The sequence below is a fragment of the Neolewinella xylanilytica genome, from assembly GCF_002934605.1.
GTDB lineage: Bacteria > Bacteroidota > Bacteroidia > Chitinophagales > Saprospiraceae > Neolewinella > Neolewinella xylanilytica.
The window spans coordinates 2026572-2053135 of the sequence record NZ_PTJC01000006.1; the positions used below are offsets into that span (position 1 = coordinate 2026572).

General features: G+C 58.2%; 19 protein-coding genes. 13 read left to right on the plus strand and 6 right to left on the minus strand.

Going from position 1 to position 26564, the window contains the following annotated elements; genetic code table 11:
• Positions 1-6 precede the first annotated feature (6 nt).
• Positions 7-1764 (plus strand): hypothetical protein, encoded by a 1758-nt coding sequence (locus CLV84_RS17625; protein WP_146088854.1) that lies wholly within the window; start codon positions 7-9, stop codon positions 1762-1764.
• Positions 1764-3518, plus strand: a complete 1755-nt coding sequence (locus CLV84_RS17630; protein WP_104421066.1) for a carboxypeptidase regulatory-like domain-containing protein — start codon at positions 1764-1766, stop codon at positions 3516-3518. Before CLV84_RS17625 ends, CLV84_RS17630 begins: the two co-directional genes overlap by 1 nt.
• A gap of 2 nt (positions 3519-3520) precedes the next feature.
• Here CLV84_RS17630 and CLV84_RS17635 read toward each other — a convergent pair whose 3' ends face one another.
• Positions 3521-5329 (minus strand): acyl-CoA dehydrogenase, encoded by a 1809-nt coding sequence (locus CLV84_RS17635; RefSeq protein ID WP_104421067.1) that lies wholly within the window; start codon positions 5327-5329, stop codon positions 3521-3523.
• Positions 5330-5429: 100 nt separating this feature from the next.
• On the opposite strand from CLV84_RS17635, the gene CLV84_RS17640 reads away from it, so the two are divergent.
• Positions 5430-6827: a type III PLP-dependent enzyme domain-containing protein gene (locus CLV84_RS17640; protein WP_211295281.1), complete on the plus strand. Its 1398-nt coding sequence runs from the start codon at positions 5430-5432 to the stop codon at positions 6825-6827.
• Between the two features lie 419 nt (positions 6828-7246).
• Here CLV84_RS17640 and CLV84_RS17645 read toward each other — a convergent pair whose 3' ends face one another.
• Positions 7247-9445, minus strand: coding sequence for a bifunctional alpha,alpha-trehalose-phosphate synthase (UDP-forming)/trehalose-phosphatase (locus CLV84_RS17645; RefSeq protein ID WP_104421068.1), 2199 nt, complete (start codon positions 9443-9445; stop codon positions 7247-7249).
• Between the two features lie 93 nt (positions 9446-9538).
• A complete protein-coding gene (locus CLV84_RS17650; RefSeq protein ID WP_104421069.1) occupies positions 9539-10402 on the minus strand; it encodes a C40 family peptidase in 864 nt (287 codons plus the stop codon).
• Between the two features lie 56 nt (positions 10403-10458).
• On the opposite strand from CLV84_RS17650, the gene CLV84_RS17655 reads away from it, so the two are divergent.
• Positions 10459-11529 (plus strand): PorP/SprF family type IX secretion system membrane protein, encoded by a 1071-nt coding sequence (locus CLV84_RS17655; protein ID WP_245911546.1) that lies wholly within the window; start codon positions 10459-10461, stop codon positions 11527-11529.
• Between the two features lie 57 nt (positions 11530-11586).
• Positions 11587-12093: a thioredoxin family protein gene (locus CLV84_RS17660; protein ID WP_104421071.1), complete on the plus strand. Its 507-nt coding sequence runs from the start codon at positions 11587-11589 to the stop codon at positions 12091-12093.
• A gap of 21 nt (positions 12094-12114) precedes the next feature.
• Here the strand turns inward: CLV84_RS17660 and CLV84_RS17665 are convergent, their stop codons facing one another.
• The gene (locus CLV84_RS17665) at positions 12115-12627 is read right to left on the minus strand and encodes an O-acetyl-ADP-ribose deacetylase (RefSeq protein ID WP_104421072.1); all 513 of its coding nucleotides are present in this window, start codon (positions 12625-12627) and stop codon (positions 12115-12117) included.
• A 1278-nt stretch (positions 12628-13905) separates the two neighbouring features.
• Between CLV84_RS17665 and CLV84_RS17670 the strand changes: the two genes are divergently transcribed.
• The 4 genes from CLV84_RS17670 (at position 13906) to CLV84_RS17685 (ending at position 19258) form a co-directional block, all read left to right on the plus strand.
• Positions 13906-14841 (plus strand): DUF547 domain-containing protein, encoded by a 936-nt coding sequence (locus tag CLV84_RS17670; RefSeq protein ID WP_104421073.1) that lies wholly within the window; start codon positions 13906-13908, stop codon positions 14839-14841.
• Positions 14842-14989: 148 nt separating this feature from the next.
• Positions 14990-17518 (plus strand): glycoside hydrolase family 31 protein, encoded by a 2529-nt coding sequence (locus tag CLV84_RS17675; RefSeq protein WP_104421074.1) that lies wholly within the window; start codon positions 14990-14992, stop codon positions 17516-17518.
• Positions 17519-17552: 34 nt separating this feature from the next.
• A complete protein-coding gene (locus tag CLV84_RS17680; protein ID WP_104421075.1) occupies positions 17553-18158 on the plus strand; it encodes a riboflavin synthase in 606 nt (201 codons plus the stop codon).
• 89 nt (positions 18159-18247) lie between these two features.
• Entirely contained in the window at positions 18248-19258 is a 1011-nt protein-coding gene (locus CLV84_RS17685; RefSeq protein WP_104421076.1) for a T9SS type A sorting domain-containing protein, read from the plus strand.
• Here CLV84_RS17685 and CLV84_RS17690 read toward each other — a convergent pair.
• Complete coding sequence (locus tag CLV84_RS17690; protein WP_104421077.1) at positions 19255-19761, minus strand: ribosome maturation factor RimM; 507 nt, start codon at positions 19759-19761, stop codon at positions 19255-19257. The two genes, CLV84_RS17685 and CLV84_RS17690, sit on opposite strands and share 4 nt — an antisense overlap.
• A gap of 177 nt (positions 19762-19938) precedes the next feature.
• Here CLV84_RS17690 and ilvA point away from each other — a divergent pair, with 177 nt between their 5' ends.
• From ilvA to mqnB, 4 genes are read left to right on the plus strand one after another with little or no spacing between them, the layout of a single operon-like run.
• Positions 19939-21195, plus strand: coding sequence for a threonine ammonia-lyase (gene ilvA, locus CLV84_RS17695; RefSeq protein WP_104421078.1), 1257 nt, complete (start codon positions 19939-19941; stop codon positions 21193-21195).
• A 5-nt stretch (positions 21196-21200) separates the two neighbouring features.
• Entirely contained in the window at positions 21201-21467 is a 267-nt protein-coding gene (locus tag CLV84_RS17700; RefSeq protein ID WP_104421079.1) for a hypothetical protein, read from the plus strand.
• 25 nt (positions 21468-21492) lie between these two features.
• Positions 21493-24741, plus strand: coding sequence for a UvrD-helicase domain-containing protein (locus CLV84_RS17705; protein WP_104421080.1), 3249 nt, complete (start codon positions 21493-21495; stop codon positions 24739-24741).
• Positions 24738-25424 carry a futalosine hydrolase gene (mqnB, locus tag CLV84_RS17710; protein ID WP_104421081.1) on the plus strand — a complete coding sequence of 229 codons (687 nt, stop codon included), beginning with the start codon at positions 24738-24740 and terminating at the stop codon, positions 25422-25424. The genes CLV84_RS17705 and mqnB overlap by 4 nt, the downstream gene beginning before the upstream one ends.
• Here the strand turns inward: mqnB and CLV84_RS17715 are convergent.
• A complete protein-coding gene (locus CLV84_RS17715) occupies positions 25421-26533 on the minus strand; it encodes an Mrp/NBP35 family ATP-binding protein (protein WP_104421082.1) in 1113 nt (370 codons plus the stop codon). The genes mqnB and CLV84_RS17715 overlap by 4 nt on opposite strands.
• Positions 26534-26564: the final 31 nt, after the last annotated feature.

Below are 26564 nucleotides of genomic sequence, written 5' to 3' on the forward strand. Positions count from 1 at the left end.
AAACTTTTGCCCCTTCCCCTCCTGCTTTCCCTGCTCGTTGTTAGCTGGTCCTGTCAGGAGGATGATCCGGCCATCCTCGAGGTATACGTGACCAACCCGGATGGTGTCCAGGAAGGGGTAAGCATTACCCTCGACCCGGGGGGATTGACCGGCCTCACCGATTCCACAGGGCTATTGCTATTCCCTAACATCCCTCCGCTGGACTACACCGTGGTGGCCAGTCACCCAGTCTTGGGTACCAACTCAGCCCTGGTTTCGGTGGCCGAGGGCGTAACGAGTCGCGCAAGTATCAACCTATCGGGCCGCTTCGATCAGCCCCCCGGCGTAGCATTCATCTTTCCCGGCAAGGATGACGTCGTAGAATTAAGAGAGACCGAGACCCTGTATGTGGAGGCGCGGGTCACCGATGATAACGACCCGCCCGGGACCATCGCCTGGCAATTAAGCAGTAGTATGGACAGCTTATTGGGGTCCGGGACGGATTCCCTAGGGTTAGTAGCGCTCGCGGTCAGTGACCTAAAGCAGGGAGACCATACGCTTACCCTGACGGCTCGGGACTCCAAAGGATTTTCCGCGGCCGACCAAGTAACCATCACCGTGCTTCCTGCCCTTCCTACCATGACGCTGCACCGTGCGGATCCGGTAGCCGCAGGTATACGCCTGGAATGGTCCCGCTGGAAGGGTTCGGGATTCATCGCATATAACATTTACCGCGGGGATCCCGGGGAGAATGCGCTCGGATTCCTTCGACAGATCAGCCACCTGGAAGATACCGTGTTTAACGACGAAACGGTTCCCTTTAATCGACCGGTAGACTATCGGGTCACTGCCAGCTACGATTTAGGCGGGGGCTATTTTCACGAGGAGCAGACTGCCTCCCGTACCACCACCTTCCTGACGGACCGGATTACCCTGGAGGCCACCGTAGACCGGATGCTAGCGGATCCAAAAAGGGGTAAACTCTACGGCATCAGCCGGGAGCTCGACCGACTGTACATCATGGACGTGGATCGATTGGCCGTCACGAAAACCCTGCCTACGGGTAGCAAACCGGAGGATTTGACCCTTTCACCCAATGGGGACACCCTATACGTAGCTGCCTCCGGAGGCACATCGGTCACCGTGTTTGACCTGGAGAAGGAAACGCGGAGTCACCTCATCTATCTGCCCACCGGAAGGTATAACGCCTCCATACGGCCCCTACGCATCGCCGCTCTATCCGGTGGAAGACTCGCCATGATTGCCGCCCCTAGTGACGGGCTGTACCTCTATCGCCCCGGAGACGACACGCTTACCCTCGTAAGCGTCGGCCACAGTTTTACGAATAATCTCGTGGCGGATCCGTTGGGAGAGTTCCTCTACGTTACCGACCACGGAGGCGGCGGTCAGCAGGCGTATCGCTACGAGTCCGATCCGGCCGGCAACCTCATCCTTGCAGATGTAAGCGAACCGTCATCCGGGAGCTTGCGCGCGGTCCTCTCCTCCGACGGCCGCTATCTCTTCTTCGGTAATGCTATGCTACGTGCCGATAAGCTCACGGAGATTCTCGGTTCGTTCGGCAGTCCGGATTACAACGACGTTCGCCTTACGAACGGTGATGGCAGCAAAGTCATGACACCGGATACCTATTACAGCACTGCCACCTTGACTCCCATCGGGCCGGTTCGCGCCCCCAACCGCGTGCTGGCCTACGATCCGGTAAGCGGAATTGCCTTTCACCACGAGTATTACAGCAATCTCATCACCCTGGTTCCCTTTCGCTAATGGCCACAAAATTTCTGACCGTTTTAACGTTGCTTTTCCTCGGGCTGTCGGCTTGCGAGAAAGCGGAACTTATCCTGACGGGCAGTCTGGAGGTAACGGTAACAAATTCCAACGGGGCGCCGGTCGCAGGAGCAAATGTCCATATCGAAAGCCTGTCGCGCACCGGTACAACCGACTCGCTGGGTCGGGCGAGGTTCATAGATATCCCTACCGATCGGTACGCGGTCGTCATCTCCCACTTCTACCACGAATCGGTAGACCTTGTAATCACCGTTACGGACCATCCGGTTGCTCGGGCGGTGGTAGCGTTGCCTTCCGACCCCAATATTCCGAGCCTGCATTTCAACCATCCGAACCTCGATCTCCCCTCCCGGCTGATCGCCGGTGATCCGCTGCTCCTGAATGTGTACGCGAATAACGAAGCCCGCTCTCCCCTAACCTACACCTTGTATAGTAGTATCCAGGGGGTAGTGGCCGGTGGTCCGGTCGAAGATCGAATCTACACCGAGGTCCAAGGGCTGAATATCGGTATCCATGCCATGACCCTTACCGTTACGGCGGAAAGTGGCCATCAAACCACGAATGCCTTTTCGGTGGAAGTAGAACCGGTCCCCCCGGCCCCCGTTCTGCTTTCCGCGGTTTTAACGAATCAGGGCGTGGCGCTCACGTGGACCGCGACGAGCAGTTTTGCCTTTCGCAGTTACACGGTCAAGCGGGCCAGCCGGGAGGGGGATTATCCGGGCTCGATCGAATTTTACCACAATCCTCAGGATACCACCTACCTCGATACGGACTTAAGCTTTGGCAGTGATGCCGTGTACTCGGTGGTACTCAACCTCTACAACGACACGGAGCTTACCTCCAATACGGTTGGCATCAAATCCTCGGTCGACCGTCTTGACCTCGACCAACCCATCCGGGAGTTGCTGATGGACGATCACCGGTCAAGGTTATACGTTACGTCTTGGGGTACTTCGGATGTCAAGGTCTTCGACAGCCGGCGGATGACCCGCATTGGAACCATTCAGCTGCCGGGCGCTCCGCAAATCATGGAACAGTCTCCGGATGGCAAGGAGGTTTTCGTCGGTATGGAGGGCCAGGGCACCATAGCGGTCATCGACCCCGACCGTCTTGACCTCGTTCGGTCCCTCCCGGTCTACGCCGCTGACCCGGGACCCGACGCGGTAACCTACCCGATCGAAATTGCGGCGCTGACCGGTGGCAATATCGTTTATACCGGTTACGGCGAGCTGGCCGGTAAGCTCGTCCTTGCCGATACCCGGACCGGTGAAACCGTAGCGGTAATCGACGAATATCCCTTCACCGTAGCCGATCTCGTCCATCCCCCCGGCGGCGACCTTCTCTACGCGATAACCGACTATCACGTCCGTCAATTTTCGGTAACCGCTGATGGGCTCGTCCTTGTACAGGAGATGCTCCATGGTTTTTCATCACCGATACGCGGTTTCGTTCCCGAAGACAATCGCTACGTCATCGTAGGATCCGAAAAGCACGATTCCCGTGATTTGAAACGGTTGGTTTCCACCTTCGATACCGGATTGCTGGATCTTTCCGCTGACGGTCGCGTTGGCATCGGCAACTACGCGATCATCGATGCCGAGGTCGACAATCTTATCCGGCCGTTCGCGGGTATTGCGATGCTTGGGGCCCTCAACGAAGCGGCCGGCACGAGCTTCTTCGTCCTAATGGATAAACCTACCCAAATCTTTCGGTTACCTACGGTGCCGGAATAAGCCTAGATAATGTACTCGGATGCCGTTGTCAGGGTTATCCGATTGGTGCTCAGCAGCGTACGCCGGAACCCGGCCGTGCGCGTGAATACGTAGTCGAAAAAGAACCCGGCCGTCCGAATCTTCGATTCGTAAAAGGCCTGCTCGTCTACCCCCATGTCGCGACCACCCACCGTCGCGGCCTCCTCGAAGGCAACGGCCGCCGCGGTGGCCTGCTTGACCCACATCCACCCGATAACGTGGAGGCCGAAGTAATCGAGGAATACGGTAGCGTCCGCCAGGAAAACACGGGAATCTTCCTCGCGTTGGGCCAGTCCCAGCAGGTGGCGGAGTACTTCCTCCAGTTGCTGGAAGCCCCTTCCCAACTTCTCGGCTACCCCACGGACGCGGTCGAAGCGGGCGGCGGCGCGCAGGTCCAGCGAAACTTCCTCGGAGAGGTATGCCACCGTTTTCCCCCCTTCCATCATCACTTTGCGACCGAGCAGGTCCAATCCGTGAATCGTGGTCGTTCCCTCATAAATCGAATTAACCCGAATGTCGCGGAACAACTGCTCCAGCGGAAAGTCGTCGGTATAGCCGGCCCCTCCGAGCACCTGCATACCCATGCTCACCGCTTCGTTACCGTACTCACTAGGAAAGCTCTTGGCCACCGGTGTGAGCAGTTCCAACAGCAATTTGCTCCGCTCGTCCCGTTGAAGGCGGTAGGTGTCCTCGTACAGGCTGCACTGCAACAAAAGAGCAATGCTGCCTTCCACTACCGCCTTCTGGAATAGCAACATACGCCGTACGTCGGCGTGCTCGATAATCAGTACCTGGGGGACGTTCACGTCCTTATTTCCGGGGTGACGCCCCTGGGGCCGTTCGCGGGCGTACTGGAGGCTGGCGTAGTAGGCCGCGGAGGCGGAGCCGGCCGCCATCATGCCCGTACCGATCCGGGCCTCGTTCATCATGAGGAACATATTGTTGAGCCCGCGAAACTCTCCCCCCACCAGGAAGGCCCGGGTCGGCCCCTGTTCGCCGAACATGAGATGAGCGGCCACGTAACCGCGCTGGCCCATCTTGCCGTAGATACCCGCGGTGGTGACGTGGTTGTCCCGTAGCCCCCCGTCGGTCGGGAGGTACTTGGGCACTACGAACAGGCTAACGCCCTTGATCCCCTTTGGGCCGTCCTTCTGGCGGGCTAGGAGGAGATGTACGACATTGTCCACGCCGGTGTGGTCGCCGCCGCTGATGTAGATCTTTTGTCCGTTGACGCGGTAGCTCCCATCTTCCTGTCGTTCGTAGTAGGTCGTGATGTCGGTGAGGGAGCTTCCCGCCTGAGGTTCGGTGAGGGCCATGGTGCCCTGCCATTCCCCGGCGGCCATGCGGGGGAGGTAGGTGGCTTTGAGATCGTCGGAGCCGAACTCGCGGATGAGGTTGGCCGCGCCGGTGGTCAGAAAGCCGTAGGCGGCCAGGTTCCCGTTGGCGGCCTGAAAGATCATGCTTCCGGCGTTCTGGACGGTGAGGGGCATTTGTTGTCCGCTTTCCTCGAATCCCCAGGCGGCGCTCAGCCACCCACTTTCTCCGAGGGCGCGCATCCCCTCCCGAACCTCGGGTAGCACGTGGACCTCCCCGTCCCGGTAGTAGGCCTTCTCCTTATCCATCTTCCGGTAGGCCGGCCAGAGGTACTGGTCGGCCAGCTGGCGGGCGGCATCCAGGCTGAGGTCGATGGCCTCGTCGTCGAACCCGCCGAAGCGCTCGCTGTCCTGCAGCCCGGCCAGGTCGAGGACTTCGTGGAGCATGAATTTTAGGTTGCGGAGGCTAATGTACTGCATCCGGTAAATATAGAATTCACGCGCTAAAAACCGGTTTGTTGATGTTGCACCCGCGCTCCGTCGCCATGCGCTATCTTTGCGGCCCCAAAACCAGCTGTTAGTGGCCAACAAATACTTCGACCTGATTGACCAGACCTTCTACTTTCCCCAGGAAGGCTTCGATATGGACAACGGGTACCTGACTTTCAACCGCATCCCGTTAATCCACCTGATCCGGAAATACGGCACCCCGCTCAAGCTTACCTACTTACCGAGTATCGGACGAAAGATCAAGGAGGCGCGAAATTTGTTCCGACGGGCCATGCGGGCACAGGGCTACGCGGGCCAGTACGAATACTGCTACTGCACGAAAAGCAGCCACTTCGCCCACGTGGTGGAGGAGGCCCTCGACCACGACGTACAGCTGGAGATCAGTTCCGCTTACGACGTAGATCTCATCCGGCGACTGCACGCCCGCAAGAAGCTGGATAAAAAGATCCAGATTGTCTGCAACGGTTTCAAACCCGAAAACTACCTGGCCGGCATCGTGGGGCTGATGAACGACGGGTTCGAGAATGTCATTTCCGTGGTCGACAACTACCACGAACTCGATTACTACGAGGAGCACGTGGAAGGCGTGGCCAAGATCGGCATCCGGATGGCTACGGAAGAAGAGCCCAACTTCGAGTTTTATACCAGCCGCCTCGGCCTTCGCTACGGCGATGTGTTGCCGCTGTTCCGCGACCGGATCAAAAACAGCGCGAAGCTCGAGCTCCACATGCTTCATTTTTTCGTCGATACCGGAATCAAGGATACCCTCTACTACTGGGGGGAGCTAAAGAAAGCCGTACGGCTGTACGGTGAACTGAAGAAAGAAAGTCAGAATCTGCACGCCCTGAACATCGGGGGTGGTATGCCGATCCGCAACAGCCTCGGCTTCGAGTTCGACTATAAGTACATGGTCCGGGAAATCGTCAAAAACATCCTCGATGCCTGCGAGGAGGATGGCGTACCGGAACCCGACATCTTCACCGAGTTCGGTAAGTACACGGTCGGCGAAAGCGGCGCTACGATCTTTTCGGTCCTCGCCCGTAAGCAACAGAACGACAGTGAAATGTGGTACATGATCGACAATTCGCTCATGACCACCCTACCCGACGCTTGGGGCATCGGGGAACGGTTTATCTTACTGCCAATCAATAAGTGGGACCGCGACTACCGAAGGGTGAACATCGGCGGGCTCAGTTGCGACAATTCGGACTACTACAACTCCGAGATTCATGAAAGCCAGGTCTACCTCCCGGTGGATAAGGAGGGGGATACCGAACCGCTCTACCTCGGGTTCTTCCACACCGGTGCCTACCAGGACTCCATCAGTGGTTACGGCGGTATCAAGCACTGCATGATACCTAGCCCGCAGCACATCATCATCGACATCGACGAAGAGGGCAACCTGACGGATCGCGTACTGGCCGGTAAGCAGTCGGCGGAAAGTATGCTGCAGATCCTGGGGTATTAGGGCCTCATACGGGCGTTGGGTTCGACTGTACTGCAGTCGATGACACTTTCCTCCACATACCCGGAGTTTCACTCCGGGCAATGTGGGTTGGACCGCGCTGCGGTCTTAAATGGCTGGTTATCCCGAAGGATTATCGTGCGTAGTTGTGGAGTTGTTTGAGGACAAGGCACGAGGGTAAATCTCACCGGCTCTTGGGTCCCCTAACGCTAGTGCGCGGATACCAAACTAAGCTACACCGTAAATCATCATCGAGGTGCTGAAGGTCCCGGTTGTCCGGTACGACCCTACCAGCGTGATGCTTTGGGGTTTAACCTTAGGACATCAGAAATTGGTGTCTTTCCGGTCATTCGGGCCTACATGCGGGCGCCAGCTTCCGCAGATACCGGAAGCTGGCGCCCGTAAGGAAAATCCTTTCTGCGTCAGGATTTAGCCTGTTCGGCTATGCGACCGAGCTTGCTGAAAAACCGCCGCACTTCGGTAACGCCAGTGAGGCTGTAGCGGGCAGCGGTACGTCCCGGGCCAACCTTGATGCTAACGCCCCAGTCAGGCAGCGCGCGGAAGATATCCTCGTCGGTGCTGTCGTCACCGATGCCGAGGATAAAGTCCCACTCTTCCTTATTGACCCAATGCTGGGTAGCCTTGCCCTTATTGACGCCGGCGTTCTTGATCTCGACGACCTTGTTGCCCTCCAGCACCTGAAGATCCTGATTCTGGATGAGGTAAGTGAGCATGTCGCGGAATTCGCGGACGCGTTTGTTACCTAGGTCACGGTCGATGTTGCGGTAGTGCCAGGCCAGGCTGTAATCTTTCTCCTCGATAAAGGAACCGGGGGTACGGGCCACCAGATTTTCGAGCAGCTCGCGGACTTTGGGCTTCCAGCCGTCCACCACGTTGGGATTGAGTTGCCAGCGACCGCCTTCCTTCATCCATACGCCGTGCTCGGCGGCCATTTCGACGTCGAGATCGCCGAGCCACTTTTGGAGAGTAGCCTTGTCCCGGCCGCTGTTGATGACCACCGTGTTTTTAGGATCGGCGGCGAGCGTCTTCAGTACGTTGAGTACCTCATCGTCCGGACAAACGGCTTGCGGATCCGGGTCGAAAGACATCAGCGTGCCGTCATAATCAATGAATAACAGCCGCTGGCCGGCTTGCTCGTAACTGTCGGCTACGACGTCGAGCGCCGCTTCGCTCAGGTGGGTGGTACTGTGCATCTTGTTCTTTTCTTTAAGTTTTTTCTGCTCTTTGATGAAGGTGGCCGCCCAGTGCTTGACGTCGTACTGGCGAAGCTTTTCCTGCATTTCTATCATCCGCTCCCGCTGCTCCTCCACGCTCATTTCCAGGGCCTTGACCAGCGCGTCCTGGATGTCCTGGCTGCTCTGCGGATTGACCGTGATCGCTCCGTCGTTGAGTTCGTAGACGGCTCCGGCCATCTCGCTGAGGATCAGCACGCCGCGTTTAGATTCTTCCTTAGCCGCGACGTATTCCTTGGCTACGAGGTTCATGCCGTCCCTCAGCGGGGTAATCAGAGCAATGTCGGCTTCCTTGTACAGGGTGGTCAGGGCCGCGAAATTCAGCGAGCGGTAGTAATAGTGAATGGGCATCCAGTCGAAGGTGCTGTATTCGCTGTTGACCTGGCTAACCAGAATGTCCACCTCGGTTTTCAGGCTCTGGTACTGGGGAACGTTGGCCCGGCTGGGCACGACGATCATGATCAGGTTGACCTTGCCGATGTACTCGGGGTTGTTGCGAATAAACTGACCGAAGGCGCGAATACGGTTCGGAATGCCTTTGGTATAGTCGAGGCGATCGACGCTCAGTACGATTTTCCGGCTGGCGTGCAGCTTTCGAATTTCCCCGCTACTCTGGTCGCTTTGGGCGTCCACGTCGGGGTGAGCGTATTTTTCGTAGTCGATGCCCATGGGAAATACGTCCACGTTGACCTGCCGGTCCCCGATGGAGAGGCGGCCGAATTCGTGCTCGTAGCCCGTGATGCGGTAGGCGGCCGACAGAAAGTGCCGCATGTAGCCGAAGGTGTGGAAACCGACCTGGTCGGACCCTAAAATACCGTCGAGGATCTCCTTACGCCACGGCAGGATGCGGAAGACTTCGTAGCTGGGGAAGGGAATGTGCAGAAAGAAGCCGATGCTGATCTTGGGAAATTTGTCCCGGATCATGGCCGGAAGCAGCATTAGTTGGTAATCGTGTACCCAGACCATATCGTCTTCCCGAAGGACGTTTTCCACGGCCTGAAAGAACTTGAAGTTGACCTCCTGGTAGGCGGCCCACATTTCATCGTCGTAAACGGTATACTCCGTAAAGTAGTGAAAATGGGGCCAGATGGTTTTATTGCTATAGCCTTCGTAGTACAAATCGATTTCGCGCTCGGTGAGGAACACCGGTACGAGGCTGCGCTTCATCAGGTCATTGCGGATCGCTTCCCGCTCCCATTCATTGGTGATATCCTGGCCGGGCCAGCCGATCCAGATTTTATTGTAGGAATCGTCGAGGGAATTCAGGCCCGTGGCCAGTCCGCCGGCACTCGGGTGGTAATGCAATTCCCCGTCCGTACGATTGACGGTGATCGGTAAACGATTGGATATGATAACGAGTCTCGACATGCAGATTATGGGTTTCCCGAAGGATGAAATACTGCTGCTTCTACGCTAAACCCCGAAGGTTGTTCGGACGAAACGGCAAGTAGCGAAAGGTAATCAAAAAATTAGTATCTGTTGACTGTCCTTTGGACCTTCCGCGAAGCGATCGTCCAGGCGGATTTGCCCGGCCGGGGCGGTATCCGGCAAAAAACGCCGGACGATGCGCAGGCGATGGGTGTACCGGCCGGTTTCCCGGTTGAAGACCCCGTAATGGTCCACCGCGTCTACCCTTACCCGGCCGTAGACGTGCAACACCTGGCTCCCGGGCAGCAGGATACCTACGTGACGAATGCCGCCCCGACCGTCGTCAAAAAACGCCAGGTCGCCGCTCTGGCACTGCTCCACGAAATCCACTGGTGTGCCGCCCGTGCTCATGGGGGCCACGGTGCGGGGCAAATCAACGCCGAGTAACCCGATAAGGAGCTGAATGAGCTCGGCATTCCCGATACCGGTCGGCGTCCGGCCCCCGGGCAGCTCGGGTACGTAGAGCCACTTCCGGCCGAGTCGCAGCAGCAGGGCCGCGTCCCGCGTGAGGTCGGCGGCAAGGACCGCCTGTCCGGAATATAGAAAGCGCCGCCCGTCGTGGTGGAGTTGAAGTCCGTCGTAGGCCGGCAGCCGGGCACCGAAGGTAACCGGCATCCCGAAAGAATCACCGAGCAGCATACCGAAAAGTTCCAGCGCGTACGCGGGATGGGTGGTCTGGGCGGCGTGCAGGGCGGGCGATACCGGTAACAATTGATCCCGCGACACGAAGCCCTCGGCCCGCCCCCCGTCAAAACTGATGCGGGCATACTCTCCAAAATCTTCCAGGACGTCGACCGGCTCGCCGAGCAACAGCTGACTGCGCATGATACTACGGGCCCGGGGTCGGCTCCAGATGGGGGCTACGGTATATCGCCCGAGGGCGGGTTCGGATGGCATGGCGGCAAGATAGGCAGCCGGTGGCGGGATGCGATGCGGCAGCTTACCTTTGTGGTATGGTGCATTGGCGACTTATGGTAGTGATCGGGGCTTTAATCGGATTGGGCAGTGCTCCGGCTGCTGCCCAGGACCCCACCTTTTCCCAAATTTTCGCTTCTCCCACCACGCTGAATCCGGCCCTTACGGGGCTCTTTGCCGGCCGCTACCGCGCAGTGATCAACCACCGTAGCCAGTGGGCGCAAGTGATGGAAACGCCCTTCAGTACAACGGCATTCGCCGCCGACTTTCACTACCGGACCGACCCGAAAAGACGCAGCAGCGATGCCTTCGGCGGCGGCGTCGTATTCCTCAACGATCGCATGGCCGCAGCGGGCCTGTCGAGCAACCAGATGCTGCTGGGCGGCGCCTACCACAAACACCTGGACGGCCGGGGGATTCAGCAGATAAGTGCGGGCGTTCAGGTCGGCATTGCGCAACGTAGTCTGGGCTACGGGGAGCTCACCTTCGAGGATGAGTTCGATGGCAGCACGACTTACCTGCCGGGTAGCGGCGGCGAGGTGTTACCCGAAAGCAGCGTCTCCTTCGGCGATTACCACTTCGGTATCAACTATAGTTCCAACCCCCAACGGGGCGCCGGATTGGTGGCCGGGCTGGCGGTCCACCATATCAGTCAGCCCGAACAGTCCTTTTATGCTTCCGAAACCGCCGGCGAAGACATCGAAGTAACCAATACCCTCTATGCCCGCTACAGTGGTTACCTCAGCCTACGTTTGCCCCTCAACCGGACTATCGAATTGCTGCCCCGGGTTTACTACCTCACGCAGGGACCGCACGCAATGGCCCTCCTCGGAACCCACCTGCGGTTCGAAGCGCCGAGCAATGAACAGACGGCCTTCCAGATCGGGGCGCTTTTGCGGCTGGCGCAGGAGCAAAGTAGTTACCAGGGAAGCAGTGTAATTGGTTTCGCCGGACTGGAAGTAGGCGATTTTCTGTTCGGCTTTAGCTACGATGCGGGTGTTTTCGGAAACGGAATGGGGGGCAGTCGAAACCGAAGCACCTTCGAGCTAAGTGCCTCCTTTATCGGTTTGTCAGACGACGATGCGGCGGTTCCCTGTCCTAAATTTTGACCGAAAATGAAATATCCGACGGGGCTAAGCATTTATCAATAGTGCAACCGCATTGCTATGAAAACAATCCTACCTATCCTTCTGCTTCTCCTATCCGGTACACTCTCCGCCCAAATCGAGTGGATCAGCTGGGAGGAGGCCATCGAGCGCAGTAAGACCGAGCCACGACAACTACTGGTTGACGTCTATACCGACTGGTGCGGTTGGTGCAAACGCATGGATAAGACCTCCTTTCAGGATAAAGCGGTGGTAGCCTACATAAAGGAACACTTCTACGCGGTAAAGCTGGACGCCGAGCAGCGGGAAACCATCACCTACGACGGTCACCAGTTTGACTACGATGAATCCGTGGGGCGTCGCGGCGTCCACCAACTAGCCGTAGCGCTGCTCGACGGCCGGATGAGCTATCCGAGCATCGTTTATCTCGACGCCGAACAGAAACGCATCTCGATCAGCCCCGGCTTCAAACCTGCTGAGAACCTCCTCCGGGAAATTCAGTACATCGGTGGCGGTCATTACACCACGACCTCCTTCGAGGATTACCTGGAGGCATCCAGTAAGTAAGCTCGGCCCTCACGCCTCCTTCTATTCCTCGCTGATCAACCGCTCGTAGACGGAAAAATTCTCCGCGTCAAAACAGACGAATACGACTTCCCGTAGGTGGGTAGCTCGGAAATCCCGTACCGCTGACCAGGCCACGCGGGCAGCCTGCTCTTTCGGGTAGCCATAGACTCCGGTACTGATATTCGGAAAAGCGACGCGGCGGGCCTCAACCCCTTCGGCCAATTCCAGTGCGCGCCGGTAGCACCGGGCCAGCAGTTCGGCCTCCTCCGAAGCTCCCCCCTGCCAGACAGGACCGACGGTGTGGACGACGTACCGCGCGGGGAGCTTTCCGCCCGTAGTGATCACGGCTTCTCCCGTAGGACACCCCCCCTGCCGCGCCCGGATTTTCCGGCAGGCCGCTAAAATTTCTTCTCCACCCGCCCGGTGAATTGCACCGTCTACCCCACCCCCTCCGAGCAAACTGCTGTTCGCGGCGTTTACGATGACGTCTACCTCCAGCTTGGTGATATCTCCTTGGTGTAGGGTGATGGTCATGGTTTACAGGGGGGCTAATGGCTGCACAACCTCACCACCCCCGGGACAAGTTCTCCGAACGACCCGGAAAAAAATGGCGGCGTTGAGAAAAATTTAACCGGAAAATGGGGGGACCCCATTGTTGTGGGGTAATACCGGTTTAACAGTAGCCTATCTTTGATTTATCGACAGCGGGAATTGTCCCGCTTTTTCAAATCTCTCATTTATAAACCTATTTACTCACGGGAGTAGAAGCCTTCTTTAGCTTTCTACTCGAGTTTTTCGAAGTGTTTTTTGGGGCCATTCGCCCGTTGACGGTTAACTTAGTAGACAAATTAAGATTAATAGGGTCCGTACGGTGCAACGTACGGACCTGTTTTTTTTGCGCCCTCCTGACCGGTCGGGCCAATATCGCGCCCATCAACCGAATCTTGTCTGCAGCATCCCGTAAGGAAAACTGGAACCGCAAAGTAGAATCGGTTGCCCGCTTACCGGGATTCCGGCAATACCAGCCGGTGTCGAAACCTAAACGCAGAAAAAAATTATGAAAACCCCACGGGTGTGGGGTCGGACCCCTCGGGCATTGCCCTACATTTGTTTTAACGATTTAAGGGGAATATTTTCTCCATCCTTGTGTCTCTCATTCAAACCTAGTATTACCGGCGCAGATGAACTTTTGTCGCTGCTCCCTTATCCAACTTACTGCGATTGTAAACCTTTAAATTGCTTTGTTATAACGGTAAATTTACATTCAATCAAGGCCTCCACGCTGTGCGTGGGGGCCTTGTTCGTTGGTGCCTGCCAGCTAGCTTACCAACTAAATTTTCTGGTCCCCCCACGTATATGGGGTGATTGTGGGTGGGTTCGGCCGTTAATGCTGTAACTCCATGAGAAACCCCAACACCTAACCTACTCTAGAACTTGCCGCCCCATGTCCGGGGCTGGCTTACCCGGATGAAAATCCTCCCGCATCAATAAGAGCAGTTTTTTAACGGCATTTTGCGCCGTGACTTTTGTTATTATGGTAGTTAGAAAGCTTTTTTTCGGCCCGCGCGCAAGCGCGGGTCTTTTTTTGTCTCCTCCTAAGGTTTCAGTAATAGCATGTGACTATTTCCTGAATATGTTCCTTAAATAGCAATACATCAATTTCGGTGCATCATGCGGATCCACCGCACCCTTCCCTACGGCCACCGCTTCCTAATTTGTAGTCGAGGGTGAATAAACCATTTCTCCAAACGCCACCCTTGAACTCCCGGCCCGGTCAGCGGCGTTACCTGACCGTATCCGAAACTCTGTATCATGTTCAAGGCGTTTACGCTGATCTGTATCTTCCCCTTGTTGCTTGGTTGTACCGAGGGTCCTCCCGCCGATGTCCAAGGAGCCGAATCCGTATCCGAACCGATCATGGCCGATACCATTGTCCAGGACCAGATCGAATACACCCGGGAACAAACACCGGAGGCCCCCCCGCAGGAGACGCTCGTCCGGGAAGTAGCCTCACCACTTCGTCCTGCCGTTGCCCCACCCCCGCCAACCAACAAGGCCCCGGCACCCATTTCCACGCCTGCCGCTCAACAACCTATTCGCCCGCAGGGACCTAGCCACGCCGCCTGGTCGTCGCTCCTATCCCGCCACGTAAGCGGCTCCGGCACCGTGAATTATGCGGGCTTTCGCCAGGACGTAGAAGCGCTCAACGGCTACCTAAGCACCCTGGCGGAGGAAGTTCCGGACAACTCCTGGAGTAACGAGGAAGCCCTTGCCTACTGGATCAATGCGTACAACGCCTTCACCATCAAACTGATCCTGGACAATTGGTCCGTAAAAAGCATCCGGGAAATCGACGAACCCTGGGATCAAAAATTTATCACCCTGGACGGAGACGCTTATAGCCTGAACCAAATCGAGCACGAAATCATTCGGCCCAATTTCGCCGAGCCCCGCATCCACTTCGCCCTGGTGTGTGCGGCGGTCAGTTGTCCGCCCCTGGCCACCTCGGCCTACACCGCGGAGAACCTGGACGCGATGCTGGAGCGGCAGACCCGGAATTTCATCAACAACGAGGAGTTCAACGTCACCCAGGAGGAAGTGGTGCGGGTCAGCCCTCTCTTCGATTGGTATGCCGAGGACTTCGGCAACGTGACGGAATTCCTGAATCGCTATCTCCGAACCGACATCCCTACCAAGAAGCAACTGTATTTCCTGGAGTACGACTGGTCGCTGAACGGCGGCGTTTAGTAGGTTTGCTCCCTCGAGCTATGGGTTTGGTGATCCGGATCCGTCTTTCCGGGTTTATCGTTTTCTCATTGGCAATGCCCTTATGCACTTTCCTGCCCTATCGGGTGACCGGGGTGCGTAAGTTTTGTTAACCGCTTACCTTGCACCCATGGCCAAGATTCAGAAGACCGCGCGTCTGCCCTACCACACCGCCCCCGGTACCATTAATGAAAAAGACACGGTCAGTACCCTGCGCTATGATGACGTGTACTACGATCATTACGTCGGCCGCGTCAGCGCCATCCGGCAGCAGTCTTCACAAACGTACCTCGTGGAGGGAGAGGGCCAGGTGCACCTCGGCCTACAGATATGGAACGACGACATCGTTCGCTTCTTTTTTTCCTACGGCCGGGAAGCCGACGATTTCAGCTACGCCCGGGATCCGAAGGCCAAGCCGCAGGAAGCAGCGATCGACCTGGAGGAGGATCCGGATGGATTCGTCCTATCCACCCGGACCCTCGCCATCCGGATCGAGAGGGCGGACGCTTCCATCCGCATCACCGAGCGGGGAAGTGAAACCGTCCTGCACGCTTACGCGGCGCCGTTCTACTCCCGCTTCACCCTCATGCACGGACTCGACCAGATGCGCCTGCAATTTCGTACCGACCCGAGCGAAGCTTTTTACGGGTTGGGCGATAAAGCCTGGAACACCGACCTGCAGGGCCGGTGGTTCGAAAACTGGAACAGCGACTCCTTCGCTTACGGAAAAGAACGCGATGCCCTCTATCGAACCATCCCCTTCTTTTATGGACTCCGGGAAGGCAAAGCTTACGGAATCTTCGTAGACAACACTTACCGCAGTTGCTTCGACTTCAACAGCCATTCCGACGGATTGGCTACCGTGTGGACCGACGGCGGAGAATTCGACTACTACTTCATTAACGGTCCCCGGCTCGACGACGTGGCCCGCCGCTACCACGACCTCACCGGTAGACCGGAGCTCCCCCCGCTGTGGGCCCTCGGCTATCATCAGTGCCGCTGGAGCTACTACCCCGAAACCCGGGTAAAAGAAGTCGCGGCGACCTTCCGCGAGAAAAAGATCCCCTGCGATGCCATTTACCTGGATATCGACTACATGGACGGGTACCGCTGCTTCACCTGGGACCCGGAGCACTTTCCCGATCCAAAACGGATGATCCGGGAACTACGGGAAGACGGTTTCCACACCGTGGTGATGATCGATCCGGGCATTCGCGTCGATCCGGATTATCCCGTGTATTCAGACGGCGTAGAACGCGATGCCTTTTGCCGCCGCAGTACCGGGGAAATGATGATCGGCCCGGTCTGGCCGCAGGAGTGCGTCTGGCCTGACTATACCAACCCCCGGGTGCGGGATTGGTGGGGCACCCTCTACCGCGAACTCTACGTGGAGCAGGGCGTGAGCGGCTTTTGGAACGACATGAACGAGCCGGCAATGTTCAAGGTCACGGCCCTGACCTTCCCCCTGGACGTACGCCACGATTACGACGGCTTTACCGGCGACCACAAAAAGGCCCACAACATTTACGGCATGCAGATGACCCGGGCCACCTTCGAGGGACTGAAGCAGTTGCTGCCCGCGAAGCGTCCCTTCCTGCTCGGTCGGGCCAGCTTCAGCGGTGGACAACGCTTTGCCTCCCTCTGGACCGGCGATAATATCGCCAGCTGGGAACACCTGGCACTCGCCAACCGCCAGTGCCTGCGTCTGGCGATTAGCGGCTATAGCTTCTGCGGCACCGACATCGGTGGATTCGTCGACGAGCCCTCCCCCGAACTGCTGACTCGCTGGCTGCAGTTGGCGGTTTTCCACCCCCTCATGCGGGTGCACAGTATGGGGAACAACACGGATGGTGCAGCCGAAGTCGAAGCCGATGAGGTGAAGGAAGCCGAGGCCTTGAACCGCCAGGACCAGGAACCCTGGGCCCACGGCGGCCAACATACCGACCACAACCGGAAGGCCATCGAGCTACGGTACCGACTGCTGCCTTACCTGTACACGGCTTTTCAGCGCCACGTGGAAACCGGTATTCCCGTGCTGCGCAATCTCTTCTTTTACGATCAGGTGGATCCGCTCTGCCGGCAGTTCGGCGACCAGTTCCTGGCCGGGGATGACCTGTTAGTATGTCCGGTAGTGGAGCCTGGCAACAAGTCGTTGGGCGTCTACTTGCCAAAGGGGGACTGGTACGATTACTTCACCGGCAAGCGCTACAACGGCGCCCAGAAAGTGCGGGCGCGGTTGCGGGCGGACCGGCTTCCCATCTTCGTGCGGGCGGGGGCTATCGTGCCTACGGTTGACGTAGTTCAGCACACCCGGGAGCTGGCCGGGGCCGATACCCTTAACCTGACCGTCTTTTTGGCGGAGCGGGGCGCAGGAGCAATGTACTGGGACGCGGGAGAAGGCTACGGTTACCAGGTCGATCAATTTACCAAACGCAGCTTTCACCTCCGGCAGCAAGGCAAATCCATCACCATTGAACAGGAAAAAAGCGGACAATACAACGCCAGCTTCCGCTACGCCAACATTCGGTTGATCGGACTGGAGCACGCCCCGGGTCGGGTGGAAGTGAACGGATCACTCCTCCCCCACTCTCTGCAGTTCGACCGCCGCAGCGCTTCGGTTGTTGTACCCTTCGACTTCCATAAAGTCGTCATCGAATAGCGACCGGAAGCGGATCGCGTAAAACCCACCCATTATGTTTACCGGAATCATCGAAGCCGCCGGATCCGTCGTCCGTATCGAACGGGAAGCCGACAACGTCCACTTCACCGTGGCCAGCCCGATCAGCGACGACCTGAAGATCGACCAGAGCCTGGCCCACGATGGGGTATGCCTCACGGTGGTGGCTAAAGCGGATGGCACCCACACCGTGACCGCCATCCGCGAAACCCTCAACCGGACCCGGCTCGCTGAATGGACCGAGGGCAGTGAGGTAAACCTGGAACGGGCCATGCAGGCCGGGGCCCGGCTCGACGGCCACATCGTACAGGGCCACGTCGATACCGTCGGGGAGTGCGTGGCGGTCGAAGAAGCCGGGGGCAGCTGGTACTACACGATTCGCTACGACAGCGAGGATTTACTCGTGGACAAAGGCAGCGTATGTGTCAACGGCGTGAGCCTCACCGTAGTGGAGCCCGACGACGACAGCTTCAAGGTGGCGATCATTCCCTATACCTACGCCCACACCAATTTCAAGAACCTGCGGCCCGGCGACCGGGTGAACCTGGAGTTCGACATCCTCGGTAAATACATCGCCCGCCATATGGCCGCTTACCGGACAAAAGTGAGGATGCCGTCTTAATTATTTCCCAACGCCGACGAAATCAGCCGAAAGAATCAACAAAATGGCGACATTCATCATCTACAACCGAACAACACAAACCTCCCCCGATGATGAAAATGTTACTCCAACTGCTCTTTCTCTTCCTTTTACCGTTTACTGCCTTCGCCCAGCGACCAATCACCCAGTTGAAGGCGATGCCCTCGCGATCGCTAGAATTACCGGTATCACTGGCCAAAGCGGTTTCCGACACCATTTTTCCTGGATTTGTAAACGATACCTGTTTCACAAATCCAAACAAAGGGATTACGGCCTATTTTGACGAAAACGAAGCATTCGAAGGATTTCTTACTGGTTCAAATACCTATTCCGATTATGAGAAGCTTCAACGGTTTGTTTATACCGAGACGCAAAACTTTCAAATCACTGAGGTTATTACGACCTTCTTTGAAATTGGCGCCGAAACAATAAACGATGGCTATCTGTTTGCCGTCGTCTACGACGAACTGGATGCGAGCGGCAATCTCGACGCTCCTTTAGGCACCAGCGATACCGTGCTCCTTGAAGACATCGATTTAGAAGATTTTATCTCGTTTACCTTCTCCAATCCAGTGGAAGTATCCAATGATTCCTTTTTCGTAGGGATTAACCTTACTGGCGTCTACAACGATGTTGCGGATACTACAGGTTATATCGGTGTTGCTTCTACGTACTTCAATTGTGGTGACGGTACTAATGTCCTCGAAATATATCCGATTGGCACCCAACTCTACTACGATACCTTTTATGAGAGCTGGGGGGTAAATCTTGAACTTTTCATGGCAACCATCATCGAAACCGAGACGACGTCGGCTCGACAGCCGATCGCCGACTACGCCGCCTCGATCGCGCCGAACCCCGCTACCGAAACCGTGACCGTCCGTTTTAACGCCGGTCAGCCCGGCCGCTACGGTGCTTCGCTTACGGATCTAAACGGTCGTCAGCTCCGCCAACAAGTCATAGAAGGGGGCAACCGCAACAGCCAGATGGACTGGCCGGTAGGCGACCTACCCGCCGGCATGTATCTCTTCCACGTGGACGGCCCCGCCGGCCGCCAGTCGGGAAAGCTGATGGTGCACTAGCTCCCCAACTCCAGCAGGCCCCTGGGCAGCTGCATTTCCAGGACCGTATCCGTTTCCCGCACGTTCAGCACCAGGTCCTCGTGCAGGGGAATGAATACGGTCTTTTCGTTGTGGGTAAGCTCCGCGAGGTAGTGCTCGGGGAGATCGATGATGTCTTCGATGGGCCCCAGTGGCGGGTAGCCCTCGGCTTCGATCATAAAACCTACTACGCCGTCCCAGGGCGTACCCTCCACTTCGGCCTCGCCGGTCACCTGATCGGCGGGCAACCAGAGGGGCTTTCCGGACAGGAGAACGACGGCCTCCCGAGTATCAAAATTCTCGAGACTGACCGTCAGCTTTCCTCCGGTACGGAACGATCGTACGAAGTAGGGGATGGGGGGCTCCCCGATGAGCACCGCCTTCGCAGCCAGCAGATCGTCTTCGTAAACCTCCTCCACGAATACGCTGAGTTCCCCCTTGATGCCATGGGGCCTACCCGTGCGGCCGATTTCGATTACCTCCATGCGGTAAAGATATTGGATGCAACTCGGTTCGCGCAGGGGCCGGCCTGGCGGCTCAACGTACGTTCTATCCGGCCCGGGATTAGCGAGGGTAATTGGGTAGTAAAGTTGGTGTTAGGTATCGGAAAATCGGCGCACCCGCGCCCCGGCGCACAACGTTTGGCTAGCTACCTTTACGGAATGACACAGCAATCGGTCAGCCCCATCACGGTAGAAGAAATCATCAAAGCGCGGCACCGGCTACGGGGCATCGCGCTGGAAACGCCCCTCATGAAGAGTACCCGGCTCAGCCGGCTGTACGACGCGGAGATTTACCTGAAGCGGGAAGATCTGCAGGAAGTACGGAGCTATAAGATCCGCGGCAGCTACAACAAGATGGCGTCCCTGAGCCAGGAGGAGCGCGAACGCGGCGTCGTGTGCGCCAGTGCGGGCAACCACGCCCAGGGGCTCGCTTACGCCTGTAACGCCATGCAGGTGAGAGGGGTGATCTTCATGCCGGTGGTGACCCCCGCCCAGAAGGTGCGCAAGGTGCGCATGTTCGGCGGCGATTACGTGGAGGTGGTACTGATCGGCGACACCTACGACGACGCCTACAACGAGAGCATGCGCGTGGCCGAGGAGCGGGGGCTGACCTACGTACACCCCTTTGACGATCCGAAAACGATCGCGGGCCAGGGAACGGTAGGACTGGAAATCCTCGACGCGGCAACCAAGCCAATCGACCTGCTGGTGATGGCGGTAGGTGGCGGCGGTCTAAGCGCCGGCATCGGCAGCGTATTCAGCCAGCTCAGTCCGCAGACCAAGCTGATCGGCGTCGAGCCCTCCGGGGCCCCCGCGATGTTCAAAAGCCTGCAGGCGGGTGAGGTGATCACCCTGGACCGGATCGACAGTTTCGTGGACGGCGCCGCGGTGCGCCGGGTGGGCAAGCATAATTTCCCCATCGTACGGGATACGGTGGACCGGATTGAGCTCGTGGACGAGGGAAAGGTTTGCGGCGTCATGCTCGACCTCTACAACGAAGACGGCCTGGTGGTGGAGCCGGCCGGTGCCCTATCCATCGCCGTACTCGATCAACTGGGCGACCTGCGCGGGAAGCACATCGTGTGCGTGGTCAGTGGCGGCAACAACGACATCACCCGTACCCCGGAGATCCAGGAGCGGGCGCTGATGTACGCCGGGCTGAAGCACTACTTCATCGTGGAATTTCCCCAGCGGTCCGGGGCCCTGCGCGATTTCCTCGACGTACTCGGACCGGAAGACGATATCACCCACTTCGAGTACACCAAGAAACACAACCGCGCCATGGGCCCCGCGCTGGTGGGCATTCAACTCGGAAGGCGGGGCGATTTCGAGGAGCTGGTGCAGCGTATGGAGGCCCGCCGCCTGCGCTACGAACACCTGAACGACCAGCCGATTCTATTCGAGATGCTTATCTGAAGAATATGGAAGTAAAAATTGCCTGCCCGAAATGTGATTGGGAGCCGGACGGTCGGCCGTACTGGACCTGCGATGCCTGCGGAACCCGTTTCGACACCTTCGAAACGACCGCGATCTGCCCGAACTGCACGAAAGGGTTCGAGGAAACGCAGTGCGTTGAATGTACCGAATTCTCCCCCCACCTGGAGTGGTACCGCAATTTGGACGGGTGGCTTCGGGAGCAACTGGAAAAAATTCGTGAACGGGTGTTGACCGCGGCGGGGAAGGATTGACTAACATTTTGTTTACATTGTCGGCATGACGAAGATGCCAGGCCTGCTCAACAACCTCAAGCTCATCTCCGCGGGGGCGGGTAGCGGAAAAACCTACCGCCTGACCCTGGAGATGGCCGCTTTGCTGACGAGCGGCGAGGTTCGGCCGGAGGGGATTATCGCAACCACCTTCACCAAGCGGGCGGCGGCGGAGCTCAAGGAGCGCGTCCGCGTCAAATTACTGCGGGAAGGGATGACCCGCGAGGCCGGAGAGCTGTCGAACGCCCTGATCGGTACGGTCCACGGGCTGGGCGTCAAGCTCTTACGACGCTTCGCTTTCGAGGCTGGGGTGAGTCCGCAGGTCGACATCATTGCCGACGGCGACCACCAGCGACTGTTCAATTTAAGCATGGCCGCCGTGATAAGCCTGGGCCAGATTCAGGAGATCGAAGCCCTGGTGGACCGACTGAGCCTGAGCACCTCCGGGGAGAAATATAACTGGCGCAAGGACGTCCTGGGGCTCGTCGAGGTGATCCGGGGCAACAATTTTACTCCAGCGGATATCGAGCGCAGTAAGACCAATAGCTGGCAGAGCTTGCAGGAATTTCTTCCCCCCGTCGATACGAACTTAAGTCTGAGTCAGTACCGGACGCGGGCCGAACGCATCTTGAAAGAAACCTTCGAAGCCCTACTGGACAACGAGGCGGACGGAACCAAGAAAACGGATACCGCCGCGCAGGCCCTGCGGTCCATGCTCGGCGACCTCAAACAGCGCGGCTACCTTCCCTGGGTCAACTACGCCAAACTCGGACGGTTTGCCGGTGAGGTCGGTGCGAAGAGCCGGGACCTGGTGACCGAACTGGTGGAACTCGGGGAGCGGCACGCCAGCCTCGCCGATTTCCAGGAAGACCTCCGCCGGTACCAGGAAATGCTCTTCGATTTCGCCCAGGCCTCCATCGAGGAATACGACAGCTATAAAAAGCGCCGCGGCCGGATCGACTACACCGATATGGAGGTGCTCGTGCTCAGACTTCTGGAGAACGACAGCGTACGGGAGACGCTCTCCCGGGAGCTCGATCTGCTGATGGTCGACGAATTCCAGGATACTTCTCCGATCCAGTTGGCCATTTTCCTACAGCTGAGTCAACTGGCGAAGCAGAGCGTATGGGTGGGAGATCCCAAACAAAGCATTTACGGGTTTCGTGGCGCCGAACCCCGGCTGATGGCGGCGGTGATGCACGCCAACGGACCGATCGATCCGGCAAACATCCAGCGAAAAAGCTGGCGGAGCCGGGAGGATATCGTCTACGCCTGCAATAGCCTGTTCGTATCCGCCTTTCCGGAATTTACCGCGGCGGAGGTCGCCCTGGAACCGGTACGGACCCGGCGGGGCAGCCGGTTCAGTCCGCAGGAGAGCGAGCAATTATCCGAGACACACGGACTCATCCACTGGCACTTCACCCCGGAGGGAAAGACCCGCCACAGCAACGGCTTCATGATCGCCACCCTCGTGAAGGCGATCCGCGAACTGCTGGCTAATCCCCACCCGGTACTCCCCAAGGGGGGCAGTGAAGAACGGAAGCTCCGGGCGGGGGATATCGCCATTTTGTGTCGGTCCAACTACCGCTGTGCGGACGTAGCCGCCGAGCTGGCCAAGCAGGGCATTCCGGCGGCCATTGCCCGTAAAGGATTACTCGAGACCGCCGAGGCCACCCTGTTGCTGGCGTGTCTGAAATATATGCTGGACGGTACCGATAGCCTGTCGATCGCCGAGATCATGCTCTTTGGTAGCCGGCGCGACCTGCCGGACATCATCGATCACCGCCTCCATCACCTGGAGTACGATCCCAAGGCGGCCTGGGGAACGGAGGAAGCCATCCTGGGGCAGCTGGAATCGCTGCGCGAGGCCACGGCCGAGCATTCCACCAGTGAGATCATCAACCTGGTCGTAGAACGCATCGACCTCCGGCGCATAGCGGCTGGTTGGGGTGACGGAGAACAGCGACTGGCTAATATCGACGAACTGCGGCGGCTGGCGATGGCCTACGAAGAGAATTGCCACCAGCAGCACCGGGCGGCTTCCCTCGGGGGCTATCTGCTATACCTGAATCAATTGATCCGGGAAGGGGAAGATATGCAGGGGGCCAGCGAGCGACCGGATGCGGTCAATGTGCTCACCTATCACCGGAGTAAAGGACTGGAGTGGCCGGTAGTGGTATGCTTCGACCTGGATCAAGCCCTGCGGGCCGACGTTTGGGGACGCGCGGTCGTTCCCGACGACCCCTCCGCACCGGTAGATCTCCGTCGGCCGCTTGCGGACCGGTGGCTTCGCTACTGGGTGAATCCCTACGGTCGCCTGTCTTCCGGAATTCCCTGGGTGGACGCACTGGAAGAAAGCCGGCACAAGGCCGCCACGACCGAAGCGGCGCTTGCAGAGGAGGCGCGGTTGCTGTACGTAGGCATGACCCGCGCCCGCGATTTTCTCGTGCTGCCCACCAGTCAGCGAAATGGCGCACCCTGGGTTGATCGGGTGTTCGCCAGAGGAGGGAAGGCCACGCCGGTCCTGGCACCGGATACCACCGAGACGCCCTTCACTTGGAATGACGTGGACGTCGACAAGAGCTTCCATAGCTGGACCGAACCCGCCAGCCAGCCGGCGGCCGAAATGTCACACCATCCCATTCGGTTCATCGATTCCGAACGGCCCGGCCGTTCGCCGTATGCGTCGCGGGTGGTCGATGATGCATTCCTGGCGGAGTACTTTGGCGAAAGCCGACCGGGGATAACCCTTTCCTATTTCCAACCGCCAGAGCTCGACCCCGCCACGGATGGGCGCATACTCGCGCGCTGCCTGAGTATTTTTCTAGCCGGCGACCCGCGCGACGCCGCTTCCATGGCTTATCGTACCGAACTGGCCGGAGATTTATTGATGGATTGGGCACCGGGCGGTTCGGTAGACCCCACGCTTTTTCCGCAGCAGTCGGATAGCTTTGCCGCCACCCTCGCGGAGCATTGGCCGGATGCCACCGTCAGGCGGCAGCTTGCCCTACGGGGCACTTGCGCCGGAAGAGGTTACGAAAAGAAAGTAGACTGGCTGCTGCAAACGCCTGGGGGGGAATGTATTCTTTTACTGGACGTCTGCCAATCCGCCAAACAGCTTCCGAACCAACTCGGTGCCCGCATGGCCGAGCTACGGCTTCAGGCACGGCTACTCGGTGCCACATCGAGATTTCAGGTGACTACCGCCTTCCTGCATCCGCTGATTCTCGGCCAGCTCATCGAAGTTAAGCTGTGAATATCCTACTAACGGCTGCAACCCCCGAAGAACTCGCCCCTACCCTCGCCTGGTTGCGGGAGCGTGCCGACGGTACGGAACGTAATTTCATGCGGTTCGGAAACGTGGAGGTACACCTGTTATTCACGGGAATGGGGCCACTAGCTACGGCCTACGCCCTTGGGGCGTACCTGACCAACCACGCGGTTCAATTGGCCATTCAGGGAGGCATTGCCGGAGCCTTCGATCGGGACTTGGCGATCGGCGAAGTCGTGCGAGTCGAAAATGACCGCTTGCTCGACTTTGGTGCCGAAGACCGCGACGGTTCCTGGCTAAACCTGGCTGATATGGGTTTCCGGTACGCCACTCCCTTTCAGGAGGATGGATCGTTAAAACCCATTACCGTCTCCGCCCAGTACCTCCCGTACCGGGTAGTCAGCGGCGGGACGACCGGACGGAGTTCGGGAAGCCGGTCGACCATCGACCGCTTGCGTCGCCAATTTCCGGAGGTGCAGATCGAAACCATGGAGGGTGCGGCCTTCTTCTACGCCACGCAAATGGCGGGCGTCGAACCCCTGCAATTGCGGGCCATCAGCAACTACGTAACCGAACGCGACCGCGAAAGCTGGCAGATCGGGAAAGCGATCGCCGCGCTGGACGGGGCCCTGCAACGGGTTCTCGGCGCTTTTATGGAGCAGGCCTAGTTTTTCATTTCTACCGGCCGCGTGGGGTCCATCATTTCGTTGCGGAGCGCGGTCTGACGGGCCACGTTGCGGGCAACGTTGAGCCAGGCCTCCCGGGTAATTTCGTCTTCCCGGTTCAGAATGGCCGGCTTGCCGCTGTCACCACCCTCGCGAATGGATTGTACCAGGGGTATCTGCCCCAGGAGCATGCTGTTGCTCTTTTTGGCAAGCGTCTTTCCTCCACCCTGGCCGAAGATGTAGTACTTGTTATTCGGCAGTTCGGCGGGCGTGAAGTAAGCCATGTTCTCCACCACCCCCAGTACGGGCACCTGGACGTCGGGCAGGAAGAACATATTCATCGCTTTGATCGCATCGGCTAGGGCAACGTCCTGGGGCGTGGTAACCATGACCGCGCCGGTCACGCTGACCGACTGTACCAGCGAAAGCTGCACGTCCCCCGTGCCCGGTGGTAAATCGACCACCAGGTAGTCCAGGGGGGGCCAGATCGTCTCTTCAATAAACTGGCGGACGATACCGGCAAGTCGCGGACCGCGCAGCACCACCGCCTGCTCGGGGTCAACCACGAAGCCCGTGCTCATGACCGGGAGGCCGTAAGCGTATAGGGGTTTGATCTTGGGTTTCCCGTAGATTTTTTCCACTTGCGGCTTTTGTCCGGCTAGCCCGAGCATAGTGGGAGCCGAAGGACCGTAAACGTCGGCATCGAGCAGGCCCACCGCCCCCCCCAGTTCCTGCAGCCCCAGTGCCAGGTTCACGGCCACCGTACTTTTGCCAACCCCGCCCTTTCCGCTGGCCACGGCAATGATGTTCCGGACGTGGGGTAACGGATTGCTCTTCTGTGGCCCGCCGCCCTGCCCCGCACCGGGATTGAGGCCCGGCTGCTGCATGTGAACATGCACCTGGGCCTGGGGGTACACGCTCAGGATAGCTTCCTGACAGGCGAAATTAAGCTGCTGTTTGTAATTATCATCCAGTTTGGGCAGCTGAAGGGTAAAGGAAACGTCCGGCGCTTCCACCTTCAGGTGCAGCACCATATTGGCGGTGATAATGTCCTGTCCGGTCTTCGGATCGGTGACGGTAGCCAGTGCTTCGGCGATCTTACTTACTTCCATTCGGTGAGGTTCTTGACGTTCAACTGCTATG

What these genes read in the sequence shown, in the direction of transcription:
- CLV84_RS17630 (WP_104421066.1), top strand. Translation starts at nt 1,764, where the DNA reads ATGGCCACAAAATTTCTGACCGTTTTAACGTTGCTTTTCCTCGGGCTG.
- CLV84_RS17635 (WP_104421067.1), bottom strand. Translation starts at nt 5,329, where the DNA reads ATGCAGTACATTAGCCTCCGCAACCTAAAATTCATGCTCCACGAAGTC.
- CLV84_RS17645 (WP_104421068.1), bottom strand. Translation starts at nt 9,445, where the DNA reads ATGTCGAGACTCGTTATCATATCCAATCGTTTACCGATCACCGTCAAT.
- CLV84_RS17650 (WP_104421069.1), bottom strand. Translation starts at nt 10,402, where the DNA reads ATGCCATCCGAACCCGCCCTCGGGCGATATACCGTAGCCCCCATCTGG.
- CLV84_RS17655 (WP_245911546.1), top strand. Translation starts at nt 10,459, where the DNA reads ATGGTGCATTGGCGACTTATGGTAGTGATCGGGGCTTTAATCGGATTG.
- CLV84_RS17660 (WP_104421071.1), top strand. Translation starts at nt 11,587, where the DNA reads ATGAAAACAATCCTACCTATCCTTCTGCTTCTCCTATCCGGTACACTC.
- CLV84_RS17665 (WP_104421072.1), bottom strand. Translation starts at nt 12,627, where the DNA reads ATGACCATCACCCTACACCAAGGAGATATCACCAAGCTGGAGGTAGAC.
- CLV84_RS17670 (WP_104421073.1), top strand. Translation starts at nt 13,906, where the DNA reads ATGTTCAAGGCGTTTACGCTGATCTGTATCTTCCCCTTGTTGCTTGGT.
- CLV84_RS17675 (WP_104421074.1), top strand. Translation starts at nt 14,990, where the DNA reads ATGGCCAAGATTCAGAAGACCGCGCGTCTGCCCTACCACACCGCCCCC.
- CLV84_RS17680 (WP_104421075.1), top strand. Translation starts at nt 17,553, where the DNA reads ATGTTTACCGGAATCATCGAAGCCGCCGGATCCGTCGTCCGTATCGAA.
- CLV84_RS17685 (WP_104421076.1), top strand. Translation starts at nt 18,248, where the DNA reads ATGATGAAAATGTTACTCCAACTGCTCTTTCTCTTCCTTTTACCGTTT.
- CLV84_RS17690 (WP_104421077.1), bottom strand. Translation starts at nt 19,761, where the DNA reads ATGGAGGTAATCGAAATCGGCCGCACGGGTAGGCCCCATGGCATCAAG.
- ilvA (WP_104421078.1), top strand. Translation starts at nt 19,939, where the DNA reads ATGACACAGCAATCGGTCAGCCCCATCACGGTAGAAGAAATCATCAAA.
- CLV84_RS17700 (WP_104421079.1), top strand. Translation starts at nt 21,201, where the DNA reads ATGGAAGTAAAAATTGCCTGCCCGAAATGTGATTGGGAGCCGGACGGT.
- CLV84_RS17705 (WP_104421080.1), top strand. Translation starts at nt 21,493, where the DNA reads ATGACGAAGATGCCAGGCCTGCTCAACAACCTCAAGCTCATCTCCGCG.
- CLV84_RS17715 (WP_104421082.1), bottom strand. Translation starts at nt 26,533, where the DNA reads ATGGAAGTAAGTAAGATCGCCGAAGCACTGGCTACCGTCACCGATCCG.